The sequence below is a fragment of the Nonlabens sp. Hel1_33_55 genome, assembly GCF_900101765.1.
In the GTDB taxonomy this organism is placed as follows: Bacteria; Bacteroidota; Bacteroidia; order Flavobacteriales; family Flavobacteriaceae; genus Nonlabens.
In genome coordinates this window covers 2409461-2423794 of the sequence record NZ_LT627735.1, presented here as the reverse complement: position 1 = coordinate 2423794, position 14334 = coordinate 2409461, and the positions used below count along the sequence as shown (strand labels likewise).

The 14334-nt window shown below is 38.9% G+C and carries 19 protein-coding genes; 7 read left to right on the top strand and 12 right to left on the bottom strand.

What is annotated here, in order from left to right:
• Positions 1–60 precede the first annotated feature (60 nt).
• Both BLO34_RS10880 and BLO34_RS10875 read left to right on the top strand, forming a co-directional pair.
• Positions 61–936 carry a helix-turn-helix transcriptional regulator gene (locus BLO34_RS10880; RefSeq protein WP_090755270.1) on the top strand — a complete coding sequence of 292 codons (876 nt, stop codon included), beginning with the start codon at positions 61–63 and terminating at the stop codon, positions 934–936.
• 33 nt (positions 937–969) lie between these two features.
• Positions 970–1539: a hypothetical protein gene (locus BLO34_RS10875; protein ID WP_090755268.1), complete on the top strand. Its 570-nt coding sequence runs from the start codon at positions 970–972 to the stop codon at positions 1537–1539.
• A 3-nt stretch (positions 1540–1542) separates the two neighbouring features.
• On the opposite strand, the gene BLO34_RS10870 is transcribed toward BLO34_RS10875, so the two are convergent.
• From BLO34_RS10870 to BLO34_RS10855, 4 genes are all read right to left on the bottom strand, one after another.
• Positions 1543–2202 carry an ATP-binding cassette domain-containing protein gene (locus BLO34_RS10870; protein ID WP_090755266.1) on the bottom strand — a complete coding sequence of 220 codons (660 nt, stop codon included), beginning with the start codon at positions 2200–2202 and terminating at the stop codon, positions 1543–1545.
• The gene (locus tag BLO34_RS10865; RefSeq protein WP_157686770.1) at positions 2195–2449 is read right to left on the bottom strand and encodes a hypothetical protein; all 255 of its coding nucleotides are present in this window, start codon (positions 2447–2449) and stop codon (positions 2195–2197) included. Before BLO34_RS10865 ends, BLO34_RS10870 begins: the two co-directional genes overlap by 8 nt.
• A gap of 89 nt (positions 2450–2538) precedes the next feature.
• Positions 2539–3147 (bottom strand): outer membrane beta-barrel protein, encoded by a 609-nt coding sequence (locus BLO34_RS10860; RefSeq protein ID WP_090755262.1) that lies wholly within the window; start codon positions 3145–3147, stop codon positions 2539–2541.
• A 41-nt stretch (positions 3148–3188) separates the two neighbouring features.
• Positions 3189–3731 carry a hypothetical protein gene (locus BLO34_RS10855; RefSeq protein ID WP_090755260.1) on the bottom strand — a complete coding sequence of 181 codons (543 nt, stop codon included), beginning with the start codon at positions 3729–3731 and terminating at the stop codon, positions 3189–3191.
• A gap of 122 nt (positions 3732–3853) precedes the next feature.
• Between BLO34_RS10855 and BLO34_RS10850 the strand changes: the two genes are divergently transcribed.
• Positions 3854–4282, top strand: a complete 429-nt coding sequence (locus BLO34_RS10850) for a hypothetical protein (protein ID WP_090755258.1) — start codon at positions 3854–3856, stop codon at positions 4280–4282.
• Between the two features lie 81 nt (positions 4283–4363).
• Positions 4364–4765: a hypothetical protein gene (locus BLO34_RS10845; protein ID WP_090755256.1), complete on the top strand. Its 402-nt coding sequence runs from the start codon at positions 4364–4366 to the stop codon at positions 4763–4765.
• Position 4766: 1 nt separating this feature from the next.
• On the opposite strand, the gene BLO34_RS10840 is transcribed toward BLO34_RS10845, so the two are convergent.
• On the bottom strand, positions 4767–5690 hold the full coding sequence (locus BLO34_RS10840; protein ID WP_090755255.1) for a histone deacetylase: 924 nt from the start codon (positions 5688–5690) through the stop codon (positions 4767–4769).
• Between the two features lie 290 nt (positions 5691–5980).
• Here BLO34_RS10840 and BLO34_RS10835 point away from each other — a divergent pair, with 290 nt between their 5' ends.
• From BLO34_RS10835 to BLO34_RS10825, 3 genes are all read left to right on the top strand, one after another.
• Positions 5981–6433, top strand: coding sequence for a hypothetical protein (locus tag BLO34_RS10835; RefSeq protein ID WP_090755254.1), 453 nt, complete (start codon positions 5981–5983; stop codon positions 6431–6433).
• Positions 6434–6519: 86 nt separating this feature from the next.
• The gene (gene hflX / locus BLO34_RS10830; RefSeq protein WP_090755252.1) at positions 6520–7734 is read left to right on the top strand and encodes a GTPase HflX; all 1215 of its coding nucleotides are present in this window, start codon (positions 6520–6522) and stop codon (positions 7732–7734) included.
• Between the two features lie 35 nt (positions 7735–7769).
• Complete coding sequence (locus BLO34_RS10825; protein ID WP_090755250.1) at positions 7770–9314, top strand: hypothetical protein; 1545 nt, start codon at positions 7770–7772, stop codon at positions 9312–9314.
• A 43-nt stretch (positions 9315–9357) separates the two neighbouring features.
• Here the strand turns inward: BLO34_RS10825 and BLO34_RS10820 are convergent, their stop codons facing one another.
• The 7 genes from BLO34_RS10820 to BLO34_RS10790 form a co-directional block, all read right to left on the bottom strand.
• Positions 9358–10266, bottom strand: coding sequence for a DUF3078 domain-containing protein (locus BLO34_RS10820; protein ID WP_090755248.1), 909 nt, complete (start codon positions 10264–10266; stop codon positions 9358–9360).
• A gap of 136 nt (positions 10267–10402) precedes the next feature.
• Positions 10403–11302, bottom strand: a complete 900-nt coding sequence (locus tag BLO34_RS10815) for a DUF3078 domain-containing protein (protein ID WP_090755246.1) — start codon at positions 11300–11302, stop codon at positions 10403–10405.
• A 96-nt stretch (positions 11303–11398) separates the two neighbouring features.
• A complete protein-coding gene (locus BLO34_RS10810; RefSeq protein WP_090755244.1) occupies positions 11399–11908 on the bottom strand; it encodes a DUF2480 family protein in 510 nt (169 codons plus the stop codon).
• A gap of 3 nt (positions 11909–11911) precedes the next feature.
• Positions 11912–12232, bottom strand: a complete 321-nt coding sequence (locus BLO34_RS10805) for an SUF system Fe-S cluster assembly protein (protein ID WP_090755241.1) — start codon at positions 12230–12232, stop codon at positions 11912–11914.
• 2 nt (positions 12233–12234) lie between these two features.
• Positions 12235–12660 (bottom strand): SufE family protein, encoded by a 426-nt coding sequence (locus BLO34_RS10800; RefSeq protein WP_090755239.1) that lies wholly within the window; start codon positions 12658–12660, stop codon positions 12235–12237.
• Complete coding sequence (locus BLO34_RS10795; protein WP_090755237.1) at positions 12653–13057, bottom strand: META domain-containing protein; 405 nt, start codon at positions 13055–13057, stop codon at positions 12653–12655. Before BLO34_RS10795 ends, BLO34_RS10800 begins: the two co-directional genes overlap by 8 nt.
• Positions 13058–13076: 19 nt before the next feature.
• Positions 13077–14291, bottom strand: a complete 1215-nt coding sequence (locus BLO34_RS10790; RefSeq protein WP_090755235.1) for an aminotransferase class V-fold PLP-dependent enzyme — start codon at positions 14289–14291, stop codon at positions 13077–13079.
• Positions 14292–14334: the final 43 nt, after the last annotated feature.

The window sequence follows — 14334 nt, the reverse complement described above, 5'->3', positions numbered from 1 at the left end:
TTCGTTGATATCGCTTTTGCGAAAGCGAACTATTTATAATCATTACAAATAAATAAATTCATGAAAAATACCGCTAAAGGAGCTGCTGAGGTAACGCATATAGAAGATGGATTCCAAGTCGTTCGCATTAAGAACGAAACAGCTGAAAATGTAAAGTTTGAGCACGCTGTAGATCGTACTTTTATTCAATTTCACTTTTGCTTGAAAGGTAGCGTACAGCTGGCGTTCAATGAAGGTAGTTATCAACTGCCATTGATGGAACAAAACTCCTATTTGCTATATAACCCGACCAGAGATTTGCCCGTGAATATCGATGTCGCGTCCAATAGCTGGGTGGTTGTGGTGCTGGTTTCCATCAAGAAATTCCACTCGCTGTTCTCTCCAGATGCAGATCACGTGAGTTTTTTAAGTGCTGAAAATCGGGATAAGAAATATTACGTGGATGGAAAGGTCTCACCTTCTATGGCAGTGGCGCTGCACCAATTGATGAATTATAACCTGAATGATGCGATCAAGCGATTGTATTTCAAAGGAAAATCCTATGAATTGTTGTCGCTTTACTTTAATACAAAAGACGACCCAGATACCGAATCTTGTCCGTTTCTAGTGGATGAAAAAAACATGGCCAAAATTAAAATGGCTAAAGACATCATCATCGAGCGCATGACTGATCCACCGTCATTACCAGATCTTGCGTTAGAAATAGGTTTATCCCTTAAGAAACTCAAGGAAGGTTTTAAGGAAGTTTATGGCGATACGGTCTATGGATTCCTACTGGACCATAAGCTAGAATATGCGAGACAATTACTCGATAGCGGCCAGCACAATGTCAATGAAGTAGGTCTAAAAGTAGGTTACAGCACTGGTAGTCACTTTATAAGTGCTTTCAAAAAGAAGTATGGGACCACACCTAAGAAATATGTGACTGCGGATTGATTACACGTTTATTAAAATTAAAAATAGAATAGTATGAAAAAGTGCATCATTTTATCCATTGTAATTCTAGCAGCACTACCGACTTTTGGCCAGCGATTTCTCACACCAGATACAACTGTTGAGCTGTATTCAAAAGATTCAGAAATAAAGGTTTTTGAAGAAAATCCGTTAAATAATACTTCTCACAACGATGACATTGCCTTTTACATCAACGATATTTTAGTATCTGAAACTATTTTCAGACAATTGGATCCGCTAAATGTAGAAAGTGTCAATGTCGTAAAAGGAAAGTCGCTACACAGTCGAAAAGATTATCCTGGAAGAGTTTATATCAAAACGAAAAACGATTTTAGGCCAGAAATAATAAGTCTTGGTGATCTTGCAAAAAAATATTTGACAATCAATTCTGAAATTTTGGTATTTCAAATAGATGATAAAGTCGTTGATCAGGATTATACCGATTATATAATTGACGAGAACTTTATTCTTAAGATTGTAAAAAGCAAAATTAAATCACCAAACAGTACTGATATTGCATTGATAAAAATTATTACCAAAACTGATGAAAATATTGAAATGGCAAATCAGGTGATTATAAGATAAAATTTAGCGCTTGCGATAAGCATTATGAACTTCACTCGCTTCAATAGAAGTCAACTTTGCATGATGCAACATCCAATTTTGCGAAGTAATTTGCAGGATATTGTCAAAATAATGATCAGAAATCAGGATTCCTTTTTGGGATCCTTTTTCTTTGATGAGTTCTTGCACGCGCTGGATTTGTAACGGCGCCAATCCTGAAAATGGCTCGTCCAGCATTAGAAATGGATGCGGCAAATAGAAAACCAGTAAAAATTCTAGAAAACGGCGTTCGCCCATAGATAAAACCCCAACTTTTTTATTGTGCATAGAATGCAACATAGGCTCATATAGGATTTTGTCCTGATCCTCGGGATCTGGATACCAGTATTGGACTACATCAGTAACCTTCACGCCTTTCATCACAAATGGATCTTGAGGTAAAAAAGCAACGTATTGCAAATGCTGCGCTTTCAGATTTATAGCATTATCGTTTATAAACGCATAGCAACTCGCTTTTCTATTACTGCCAGACAGACTTTGCATGAGAGAAGATTTTCCCGCTCCGTTCAATCCTAGCAGTCCATGAATCTCACCGGCTTTCAAGGTGAGGTCAATATCATTCAGGATAGTTTTACTACCGTAAGAAAGGCTAAGGCTATTGATATGGAACACATTCTTATCCAATGGCTAGAATTGCAAGAATGAGTAAGGGAATTGTGATTAGCCAAATAAAACCTATTGCAAAAACATATAGTTCTCTCTTTCTAATTCCCAAGTTTTGAAAGACAAAACGCTCTGGTTTATAGAAATAATGATATGCAAGAATACCGATGGGAATACCAAATGTGGCAAACGTTACTAGTGTGATTTGCGGCACGGCGCTAGCCAGTGTAGGGAACGATATAACTGCAGAGAAGAAAGCTACTCTCACTGCAAACCATAATTTTAGTCGAAAATATTTCACTACTTAAAAGTAAGCAGAAATAAAGCGTAGATGTGGTTTCTAGAGATGAATCAAGCTTAGTTTTCAGCTTTGGTATTGTTTAAAGGAAAACTTAAGCCTATGGCTGCAGCACCCGTAAATTGCTCCACAGAATCTTGATAGAAGTAAGTGAATTCAATTTCCACTTCATGATCTCTACCTATGGCTAAACCTATTGTGAATGGAATGTGACCTACAATCCCGGTTTTGTCAATGTCAAATCTGCGTGTTTCTGTTTCAAATTTACCTATAGAAGCACCATAACCCACTTCTAGATAAGGTGCAACATAAGGAATTGGAGCAGCAAGTCTAATTTTACCTCCTACAAGTAGCGCGGTTGTATTTGCTTTATATCCTCGTAATGCATCTACTGTTGAATTTTCTCCTGTATTGGTATAGACAAACCCTGCATAAGGCCTTAAACCGAACCAGGACTTTAAAGCAATGACGTACTCGCCTTGAATGAAAACACCTCTACCTAAAACATCAATGTCTTCTTCATTGGGTGACGTTAAACCAAAACCTATAGATCCTTCAATAAATCTACCCTCATTGGGTTGTGCTTGAATGGTGTTAGCGCAAAAAGAAATAATTATCAGAGATAGAAATAAACCGCGAGAAAGAGATAAAGAAATAAATGAAGACATAATTATTGAGCGTTATGATGCCAAATATAGTTTTTGGAATCTTACTTCTTCATCTTCATCAGCAATTCCTGATAAGTCATTTCATTTTCTGGATGTTCTCTTAAATATCGGTACACTTTATCGATCACTTGTTGGGATGCGCCTAAATCTTTGAATAATTGCACATCGCTTTCCCAGGTTCTGATATTGCCTTTTATTTCAGCTAATTTTTGACTCAAGAGAGCAATATTTTTAAGATCTATATAATTAGCCGTTTGCTTCATGTCATTAATGGCTGTAAGTAGATCGCCATAAGTGATCTGGTCAATGATAGTGTCTTGGGTTAGCTTTTTTAATAGACTGGACAAGGATTCCATCCTACCAAAAAACCGCACATCATAATCGTCCAGTCCACAAGGCTTGAGTCTGGCAACCTCACGTTTTACAACAGCAGCATTTTGTAGAGAACCATCAATTAGAAATGTCATGTATTGGTTTTGCAACTCACTACAACCTTGCGGCTCATCAATGTTCATGGAAACACGGCCTTGTGCAGTTGCCATTTGACCAGCGATGGAGAATAGAATAATGAATAGGTACTTCATAGGGTTCAAATATAATAGAAGCTATTAAGCTAAAAGGATGCCAAACCTTCAACGCAAATAATCCCAGAAATATGCGAATTGAAAAAAAATAGTAGCTTTAGATAAACCAAACCAATTTCAACATGACTTTAAAAAACAAACCAGCCGTATGGTTCTGGATCCTTGCTGTAATACTTCTTTTGTGGAATATCATGGGCCTCATCGCTTTCTTGACTGAGGCAATCGCTCCAGAACTCTTTACTGAATCCTTCAATCAGGAGCAAATGGACCTGTATAACAATCGGCCAGTTTGGTACATGTATAATTTTGCCATAGCCGTATTTGCGGGAACATTTTCTTGTATCATGTTACTGGCGCGCAAGAAATTTGCGGTTACACTAGCTATATTTTCATTTTTGGCGGTATTGATCAGCACAGGTTATACCGTTTATTCGGGAGCTTTAGATCTCGTGGGAATATCAGATAAAGTACTCTTTTACTTAGTGTTGGTCTTGGATTTAATCTTGGTACTTTTTGCGATGTATGCTGCCAAAAAACGATGGATAGCCTGATAAATATGGGTTACTCGCAAGCTAGATTGGAAACCAATTTTCTTTAATGATGTTCCTAGTTAAACTATTGATTACAAAACAATGAAATCACAAACAGCGACACCTGCCATATTCTGGATGCTTGCAGCATTTTTAATGCTTTGGAGCCTTGCAGATTTGGTAGTATTTGTTTTGGACGTTTTTGTCAATAACACCTCAAGTTCGGGCATGAACATGCCTCGATGGTACGTTATCGTTCTTGCATTTTCAGTGTTGCTAAGTACGTTATCTAGTATTTGTCTTTTGTGGCGCAGGAAATCGGCTTACTTATTTGCCATTCTAGCCTTCATTGCTGCATTAATTGACACTTCCTATTCTCAACTATTCATCACGGTATCGATGGAACAGAATTACGATTGGAGCTTACTATTTACCGTATTATTTTTGGATATCTTATTGGTGTTTTTCAGCTTTTACAGCAAACAAAAGCGCTGGCTACTTTAACTTACAGAAGGATGTCTCTAGCCGCACGGTAGGTATTGACATGTGCATCGATGATCACTTTGATTTCTGGAGAGTAGCCGCCGCCCATGCTGCATTGTATAGGTATGAAGGGTTTTGATATGTGTTCCGCTTTCGCGAAAGCGGAAAAACTATACTCATCACGCATCCTACAACCTTGAGGTGTTAGGCCCAATCTTCCTAGTTTATCTGTTGCCAAAACATCAACACCAGCCAGATAGAAAATAAAATCAGGCTTTTGATCTGCGATAAGGTCCGGTAAGGTTTGCTTTAATTCCTTGAGAAACGTGGCATCATCTGTACCATCAGGAAGTGCAATGTCCAGATCTGACTGTTCCTTTTTAAAGGGATAGTTGCCCGCACCATGCATGGAAAAGGTGAAAACACTATCGTCACCTGCAAAAATTTCTGCCGTGCCATTGCCCTGGTGAACATCCAGATCTACAATCAGGATCTTATCGGCATGGCCATGATGTTGAAGGTGTCGCGCGGCAATGGCTTGATCATTTAGTAGGCAAAATGCCTCGCCGTGGTCTGTGTAAGCATGATGTGTACCGCCAGCAATATTCATGGCTACTTTGGTTTTTAAGGATTTGATACAGCCCTCAATAGTGCCTTGAGCGATACGTAATTCTCTTTCTACCAATTGCTCACTCAATGGGAAACCTAACTTGCGAGCAGCTCGCTTGTCCAGTGTTAGGTTTTTGAGATCGTCTAGATAATCTGTGGTATGAACACGCAGTACATCAATATCGTCACACAATTTTGTAGGCTCAAAAAAATCCTGTTCACTAACAATTCCCTCTAGTTTCAATTGTTCTGGCAAGAGTTCATATTTGATCATTGGAAAACGATGACCATCTGGTAATGAATGTTTGTAAATGGGATGGAAGGCAATGGGAAGCATGTGTCCAATATTAGTATAAAAGAATCAGTATTGATAGCCGTCTTACGTGGTCGTAAATATTAAGATATCTAACTAACGCGGATTATACCATGGTTCTAAATCAGTCAAAGAATTTTTAAAGTAAACTGCTAATCAATTTGTCAAATGAGCCCAGAATATCTTACCACCAGAAATTCTAAACTGTATTGATTTAGACAGTACCTTTAGTTTCATGATTAATAAATGGAATTTTATTGGTAACTAAAAGTCATTCAATTAATTAAGGATAATAATTTTCAAGATAATAAGATATGAAAAAATTGATATGGATATGTGCTGTACTTTTAATGGTTACAGCCTGTAAGGAAGAAACGACTGCAGAGCTCGATACTGAAATGAATAAGTTTGATCAGCTGACTGAACAGACTATGGAAGTTCACGATGAGGTCATGCCAGAAATGAGTCATCTTATGGAACTTTCCATGGAGATTGATCAAAAACTAGAAAGCGCAGAGTTGGATGATGATCAAGTGCAACAGTTGTTTGATGCACAGGTGGAGCTTGACGATTCTCACGATGCGATGATGGACTGGATGAAGGACTACACAGAAAAGTTTCCTTACGAAGCAGATCTTCCATCTACTCAAGAAGAAATGGAAGAGATGATGCCTGTACTGCAATCTTCATACGAGGAAATAAAAAGAGTACAAAGCAAAACTGAAACAGCGATTCAAAACGCAGAAGAGCTGCTTGCCAATTCGTAACTAACGAGTCGAATTCTTAACCTTATCTCAAAGACACCTTTAAGCTTCTATATAAAGGTATCTTTGAGATAAGTTGTTTTATACATATGCTAGAAACTGACAATCACGAGTACGAAAAAGCTATTCTTATAGGTGTGATCACCCAATCACAGGATGAGGAAAAGCTCAATGAATACATGGACGAACTAGAATTCCTCGCTTTTACGGCAGGTGCTACCGTTCGTAAAAGGTTCAGCCAGAAAATGGCGAAGCCCAATCCAAAGACCTTTATTGGAACTGGTAAAATAGAGGAAATCCAAGCCTTTGTAAAGGTTCATGATATCGATACGGTCATATTTGATGATGAATTGTCACCAGCTCAACAGCGCAATATTGAAAAAGCGCTAGAAGCAAAGATCATTGATAGAACTTATCTGATTCTAGACATATTTGCCCAACGCGCTCAAACAAGCTACGCAAGAACACAAGTTGAACTTGCTCAATATGAATATCTGCTACCTAGATTGGTAGGGTTGTGGACACACCTGGAACGACAAAAAGGTGGTATAGGAATGCGTGGACCTGGTGAGACTGAGATCGAGACAGATAGACGTATTGTAAGGGACAGAATCACCTTGTTAAAAGCAAAACTTGTCAAAATCGATAAGCAAATGGCAACTCAACGTGGTAATCGCGGCCAACTGGTCAGAGTCGCACTTGTTGGGTATACGAATGTTGGAAAAAGTACATTGATGAATGTGGTTTCCAAAAGTGATGTCTTTGCAGAAAACAAACTCTTTGCAACACTAGATACTACCGTTCGTAAAGTGGTAGTTGGGAACTTGCCATTTCTATTAACAGATACCGTTGGTTTTATTCGTAAACTACCTACTCAACTGGTTGAATCTTTTAAGTCTACTTTGGATGAGGTTCGTGAATCAGATTTGTTGTTGCATGTAGTTGATATTTCACATGAGTCCTTTGAAGATCATATCGCTTCCGTAAATAAAATACTGGACGAAATTGATGCTATTGATAAGCCCACTATCATGGTCTTCAATAAGATTGACAAGTATCAACCAGAAGATTATGATGAAACAGACCTTATGGTAGAACGTTCATCAGTTCACTATTCTTTGGAAGAGTGGAAGAGAACCTGGATGTCAAGATCAGGTGATGATGTTATTTTCATCAGTGCTATCGAAAAGGAAAATATGGAGGAATTCCGTAAGAAGGTATATGATAAAGTAAGAGAAATTCATGTATCAAGATTCCCATACAATGCATTCTTATATCCAGACATCATGGGTGAAGAAGAATAGCCTTTTAAATGTATAATGCCATCGATATATAGCACATGAAAAAAATCATACTCTACATTTTTTTGGGTTTAGTGCTATTGACAATTGGTGGATATTTTTATGCCAACTACTTAGTTAAGAGCAAGCTGGAATCTTTTCTAGCAGAACAACTCTCTCCAGAGCTGGATTTCACCTATGGTGATCTCGACATGACCGCCATCACTGGTGCCATTGCCATAAGTGATATTAAGATCAAGCTTTCTAATCAAATGGATACACTGGTTCATACTAGAGCCACCGTTGATAAACTTTCATTATCGGGTTTTGGGTACTGGAAATATTTTGTGCAGGATCAAATCCAGTTTGAAAAGATTGAGATTGACAAGAACAACATCACCTACTTCAAGGATAAGTTTAAATCTGCATCAAAGTCTGATACGATCAAACAAAATCCGTTAGCGACTTTACAAAAAACGGTTTTAATAAAAGCGATCGACATAGGCAAAACGTCATTCACTATTTATGATTCTGCAAGAGATTCGGTTGTTCTTAGAGTTGCTAAAGCCGCTTTTTCCGCGAGGGATGTGCGTACAGATGACTCTACCATACGCAAGCGTATACCGCTAACTTATGGAGATATTCATCTGGTTAGTGATTCGGTGTTTTTGAGGATCAGTCCGCGAGATGTGATGACAGTTGGACACATTGAGCTATCCAATAAAGATATTACCATTCAAGATCTCACAATCAAGCCAAAATATTCTAAAGAGGAATACACACGTCAGATCTCTAGAGAACATGATTACACAGATCTTGTGGTTCCTGTAGTAAATGTTATGGGATATGATTTCGGGTTCAGTAATTCTAAATTGTTCACGACAGTGGATAAAATTCAGTTAGACGCGCCGGTGCTGGGTGTATATAGAGATAAACGTGTGGCAGATGATCCTACCTTCAAACCACTTTATAGTAAAATGTTGAGAGATTTATCCATGGATCTTATGGTAGATAGCATTCTGGTAGAAAATAGCTCGATCACTTATGAAGAGAAGCTCAAATCTGATCAGCCAGCAGGCTCTATAAAATTTACTGATCTGGATCTGACCATGAGTACGGTAGGAAATACCCAACCTAAAGGCGAGCTTACCAAAATCACTGCGAATGGTCTATTCCAGCAAAGCAAATTGCATGTAGATTGGTCTTTTGATGTTCACAATACCAATGATGCGTTCCGGTTTAGCGGTAATATAGGGCGCATGCCTGCGGCTAATATCAACTCGTTCACACAACCCAATCTTAACATAGGATTTACGGGAACGCTAGAAGAAATTTACTTTGATATTTCTGGTAATAACAATACCTCCCAAACGTCCATGAAAATGGCTTACGACGATTTCAAGATTGACGTGATGAGAAAGGATGGTAAGGGAATTAATAAGTTCCTTTCAGGTATTGCAAACATTTTTATACCTAAAGACAGTGAGAAAAATGGAGATCGATACCGTGAGGGAAAAGGCGAGGCTGAGCGCAATAAAACCCAATCTGTTTTCAATTTTGTGTGGGTAAGCATCCTATCTGCCTTGATAAAAACGATGACTTAGTGTAGTTACGCTTTCGCGAAAGCGAAGTCATTCTAAAACTTCCCTACAACGTGTAATTCAACCCTAATCCCGAGACTTCTCGTATCTGGAAAGCACCAACAGCATTATCATCATAAATCGCCTGGAAAATCAATTTTGCACTGATGTAATCATTGACTTTCATATTGATGTTAGTGGCATAATTGATATCTACATTACCGGGCTTATCCAGATAATTAGAGTAGATCAATAGTTTGTTGTCCATGGTAATATTGTCCATGATTTTGAATTTGTACATGGCATTAATGGAAGCGCCCAACTCGTAACGTTTAGTTTCTCCAGCATCGACGCCAAAATAACTGCCATCTTCATAATCCTCACCGCTGGTAAACATATCATCCACCAGGATCAACCTTGCCGTGGATGGAGCCACATTCAAGGTTAGCATTTTGTTTTTCTTGTATAGGAATCCAGGTCCTGCTTGAAAGTAGCCTGGTGAGAACATATTTGTGCGCTCAGTTCTAGTAACCTCGCCATCATCATTCTTTGAATAGACATAACCTTTTGTGGCTTGGGTCATTGCGTTGATGAAAAAGGAATAATAGGCTGTGTCATCATTTTCACGAACCTCATAACCTACAACGCTGTTGAGCTCTATTCTATCGTTTGTTTTGCGTGTAAAACGTTCATCTTCCTGGATGGTCAAACCATATTCTGCGCTAATGGAATTTTCCCATGCGATGCGATCTTCAGTATAAACAAGATCAACATCTACAGCTAGGCTACCAGCGATGCTGGATGTACCGCCACCTGTCCAGTCTGCATTAAAAGCAGATTGATTGAATAAAAACTGGAATTTTCCCGTATTGGCCCAACCATTTTCTGTCACGTCTTTATCACCAGCATCCTGCGCTTTTATAAGAGTTATTGAGGTTAAAGTCAATAAGAGGCACATCCATATTTTCATAAGCATTGTTCAGTCGATTTTGGCAAAGATATAATCTTATCCCTTTTTAATAAAACGGTGACATTTGCAGGATCTTGTATAGGATCTTAATTCATAAAAAAAGCACCCAAGTTGGGTGCTTTGAAACTTTAATGAATTGGTTTTATAACTTATAATTTAAGCCAACTCCAAACACTTCACGTATTTGAAAAGCACCAACAGCGTTATCGTCATAGATTGCTTGGAAAATTAGATTAGCACTCAACCATTCGTTTACTTTCATGTTTACTGCAGCAGAGTAGTTGATGTCAACATTACCCGGCTTGTCTAAGTAATTAGAGTATAAAAGCAGTACGTTGTCCATTGTAATATTTTCTGCAATAGTGAACTTGTACAAAGCGTTCACAGACGCTCCAAATTCAAATCTGGAACTCTCACCTGCATCAACCCCAAAGTAGTCGCCATCTTCATAACCTGCAATTGTAGTAAACTGATCGTCAACAACAATTAATCTAGCAGTTGCTGGTGCAATATTTACAGAGAAATTCTCATCCTTTTTGTAAAGCATACCTGGACCAGCCTGGAAGTAACCAGGAGAAAGTATGTGAGTACGTTCTGTACGTATAGTTTCTCCAGTATCAGGATCTTCACTAAAAGTATATCCTTTAGTAAATTGAGTCAACGCATTGAAAAAGAAGGAATAAGACCAGTTGCTGTCTTCTTTCACCTTATATCCATAAACCGAATTGAATTCTAGCCTGTCATTAGTCTTGCGGGTGAATTCATCGCCGTCCTGCTTTGTAATACCATATTCAGCAATCAATTTATTGTCCCACGTGGTTCGTCCTTGTAGATAATTAAAGTCATAATTGATACCAGCGTTTCCTGCGATACTAGATGTGCCACCACCAGTCCATTCTGCATTAAATGCAGACTGATTGAAAAGTATTTGGAACGTGCCGCCTTTGGTCCATCCTTGTGGTTGCTCATCAGGATCTGCATCTTGTGCTTGTGAGATCGCTGCCATGGATACAAGTAGAGCAGAGAGTAAAAGCTTCTTCATAAGATTGTGTTTTAAAACGCCACAAAATTAGGGCTCTTTTAGAAAAGGGTAAAGAAAATCAGTATAGTTTCCCTCAAAGGCTTAATGAGAGAATGTTTAACGAGGTCTTTTGTAAACGGGAACTGAAGAGCAAGCCTCACCGTACATAACGCTACTGGCGATACGTTGAAGCTTTTCAGTAATCATTAGGTAAGCAGCAACTGGAACAGGTTTTTTGGAACAACCTTTTACAATTACTGGCAAGTCTTTAAAGTTGGAAAGATCGATGTCTGCAATGACATTACGGTATAAAACGGTTTCTAGATCTTCCAGTGAACCTACAACTACTGTTTTTGCGACATCAGTCAATTGTGATTGTAAAAGCATCCATGCCCATGGCGGTACAATGGCATCAGTACTGCATTTTAAGGCAACATGATGATTTTCATAAGCAGTGAAGTCTGTAGTTTTTACGCTTTGGCGAAAGCGAGATTCCACCAGCACTAAACCTTCCATCAACCATTGAGCGATATCAATCTCTGTGCGAGGTCCTGCCACGTAGTAATCCTCAAGGTCAAAATTCTTGAGCTTGGAATTTGCAACACGATTGATGATTTCTTCTCTCATTTTTTAGAGCATTCCCAGTTCTAGTTTTGCCTCTTCACTCATTAGATCCTTGTTCCATGGTGGGTCAAAAGTGATTTCCACCTCTGCATCTTTCACGTCTTTTAGAGACTTGATTTTATCCTCAACCTCTTTGGGTAATGATTCTGCCACAGGGCAGTTGGGAGAAGTTAATGTCATTAAAACCTTAACTTCAGCTTCTTCACTGACCATGACGTCATAAATCAATCCCAATTCGTAGATGTCTACGGGAATCTCTGGGTCATAAATGGTTTTGATAACGCGTATGACTTTCTCGCCTAGTTCTTGTCCGTTGATTTCTTCCATGGTTAATTGAGTTGTGATTGATACGCCACGGCGTACATTTTAAGTTGTTTGATCATAGAAACAAGGCCGTTAGCACGTGTGGGTGACAAATGTTCTTTGAGACCTATCTCATCTATGAAATCTGTATTTGCATCGAGAATATCTTGTGGTTTCTGGTTGGACCATGCACGAATCAAGATGGCAATAATTCCTTTTGTGATGATGGCATCACTATCTGCAGTGAAAATCACTTTATCATTTTCTAGACCTGCATGAACCCACACTTTTGACTGACATCCTTTTATGATATGGTCATCATCTTTGTATTGTTCGTCAATAATGGGTAAGCTTTTGCCAAGATCGATCATGTATTCATAACGCTGCATCCAGTCGTCAAACATGCCGAACTCATCAACAATTTCTTCCTGTATTTTTTTAATATTACTCATCGATTCGTTTTGCCTTGATCAGAACGATTCCATCTTCATCCATCAATTTCAAATAGTTGTTTTTGTACTCTGCTTTTTTGACTTGGGATAGTTGATTCATGTAGAGCTTTTCAATTTTGGCTTTTTCCACGCAATACATTTTAGTAGACATCATCATTCCTGGTTCTACTCTATTAGCTTCTGGATTTTCAAAAGAGCCGCCATATTCATTACAGCCATTGTTACCAGAAATGCGATTACCTTCTTCAGACATTTGTATATTGACCGTAATCCCTTGTCCTTCCATGTCCTGGCCATCGACGGTGATTACCTCATAGGATCCATTGATATCTTCCAACTCATTGCAAGCAACAAGTGTCAAAATCATCATCCCGAATAATAGAAAATTAGCTTTCATAATTATGTGATTAGTGATGTTAAGATAACATCTTTACTGCACGATGCAAAGCTTGTACCATAACATCAATCTCCTGTTTGGTATTGTAAAAAGCAAAGCTAGCCCTGATGGTTCCAGCGATCTGGTAGCGCTCCATAACAGGCTGGGCACAGTGATGACCGGTACGAACGGCAATTCCCAACTTGTCTACTATAGTTCCAATGTCATAGGGATGCAGGCCTTCTATATTGAACGAAATGACCGCCGCTTTGTCAGCTACATCGCCATAGATGATAGCTCCTGGAATGGTTTTGATTTGCTCTGTTCCATAAACCAGTAGTTCATGCTCATATTCGGCAATGTTATCCATGCCTATACTGTTGAGGTAATCTACCGCTGCTCCTAGTGCAATCCCACCAGCAATGTTAGGCGTTCCAGCTTCAAATTTATGTGGTAATCCTGCGTAAGTGGTTCTTTCAAAACTTACTTGGTCGATCATCTCGCCACCACCTTGATAAGGCGGCAATTCATTGAGCGCTTCTTCTTTTCCATAAAGCAAACCAATTCCCGTTGGGCCACACATTTTATGTCCTGCCATGGTATAGAAATCTGCGTTGAGGTCTTGAACATCTACTTTCATGTGACCACAGGATTGTGCACCATCGATCAAGACTTTCGCTTGATGCTTGTGTGCGCCAGCTATGATTTCCTTTACAGGATTGGTAACACCCAAAGCATTTGAAATATGATTGACAACAACAAAGGCTGTTTTGGGATTCAGCAGATCGTGATATGCTTTCATATCCAACTCACCATTATCCATTACCGGAATCACCTTAAGAAAAGCCCCAACGCGCTCACACAACATCTGCCATGGAACAATGTTAGAATGATGCTCTACGGCACTTACAATGACTTCATCACCTTTCTTTACAAAAACATGGGCTCCACTAGCTACTGCGTTAATACTATGCGTATTTCCTGAAGTGAAAATGCAAAGCCTAGCTTCTGGTATATTGAAAAAGGCACGACACTTTTCTCTTGACGCTTCAAAAAGATCTGTGGCTTCCTGACTCAATGCATGAACACCGCGATGGATGTTTGCATTGTAAAGTGTATAGTATTCAGTGATTTTTTCAATCACTTGCAATGGCTTTTGAGAAGTCGCTGCGTTGTCAAAATAAACCAATGGCTTACCGTTTACCTCACGGTTAAGAATGGGGAAATCGGCACGTATTTTTTTGATGTCTAGCATGTTTACAAAGGTACGATGTGGGAAATTGAATTCCTCAAAAACA

Coding starts and splice junctions, on each gene's coding strand:
- BLO34_RS10825 (WP_090755250.1), top strand. CDS start 7,770: ATGAAAAAAATCATACTCTACATTTTTTTGGGTTTAGTGCTATTGACA.
- BLO34_RS10815 (WP_090755246.1), bottom strand. CDS start 11,302: ATGAAGAAGCTTTTACTCTCTGCTCTACTTGTATCCATGGCAGCGATC.
- BLO34_RS10800 (WP_090755239.1), bottom strand. CDS start 12,660: ATGAGTAATATTAAAAAAATACAGGAAGAAATTGTTGATGAGTTCGGC.
- BLO34_RS10845 (WP_090755256.1), top strand. CDS start 4,364: ATGAAATCACAAACAGCGACACCTGCCATATTCTGGATGCTTGCAGCA.
- BLO34_RS10810 (WP_090755244.1), bottom strand. CDS start 11,908: ATGAGAGAAGAAATCATCAATCGTGTTGCAAATTCCAAGCTCAAGAAT.
- BLO34_RS10855 (WP_090755260.1), bottom strand. CDS start 3,731: ATGAAGTACCTATTCATTATTCTATTCTCCATCGCTGGTCAAATGGCA.
- BLO34_RS10835 (WP_090755254.1), top strand. CDS start 5,981: ATGAAAAAATTGATATGGATATGTGCTGTACTTTTAATGGTTACAGCC.
- BLO34_RS10805 (WP_090755241.1), bottom strand. CDS start 12,232: ATGGAAGAAATCAACGGACAAGAACTAGGCGAGAAAGTCATACGCGTT.
- BLO34_RS10840 (WP_090755255.1), bottom strand. CDS start 5,690: ATGCTTCCCATTGCCTTCCATCCCATTTACAAACATTCATTACCAGAT.
- BLO34_RS10860 (WP_090755262.1), bottom strand. CDS start 3,147: ATGTCTTCATTTATTTCTTTATCTCTTTCTCGCGGTTTATTTCTATCT.
- hflX (WP_090755252.1), top strand. CDS start 6,520: ATGCTAGAAACTGACAATCACGAGTACGAAAAAGCTATTCTTATAGGT.
- BLO34_RS10795 (WP_090755237.1), bottom strand. CDS start 13,057: ATGAAAGCTAATTTTCTATTATTCGGGATGATGATTTTGACACTTGTT.
- BLO34_RS10880 (WP_090755270.1), top strand. CDS start 61: ATGAAAAATACCGCTAAAGGAGCTGCTGAGGTAACGCATATAGAAGAT.
- BLO34_RS10790 (WP_090755235.1), bottom strand. CDS start 14,291: ATGCTAGACATCAAAAAAATACGTGCCGATTTCCCCATTCTTAACCGT.
- BLO34_RS10850 (WP_090755258.1), top strand. CDS start 3,854: ATGACTTTAAAAAACAAACCAGCCGTATGGTTCTGGATCCTTGCTGTA.
- BLO34_RS10875 (WP_090755268.1), top strand. CDS start 970: ATGAAAAAGTGCATCATTTTATCCATTGTAATTCTAGCAGCACTACCG.
- BLO34_RS10820 (WP_090755248.1), bottom strand. CDS start 10,266: ATGCTTATGAAAATATGGATGTGCCTCTTATTGACTTTAACCTCAATA.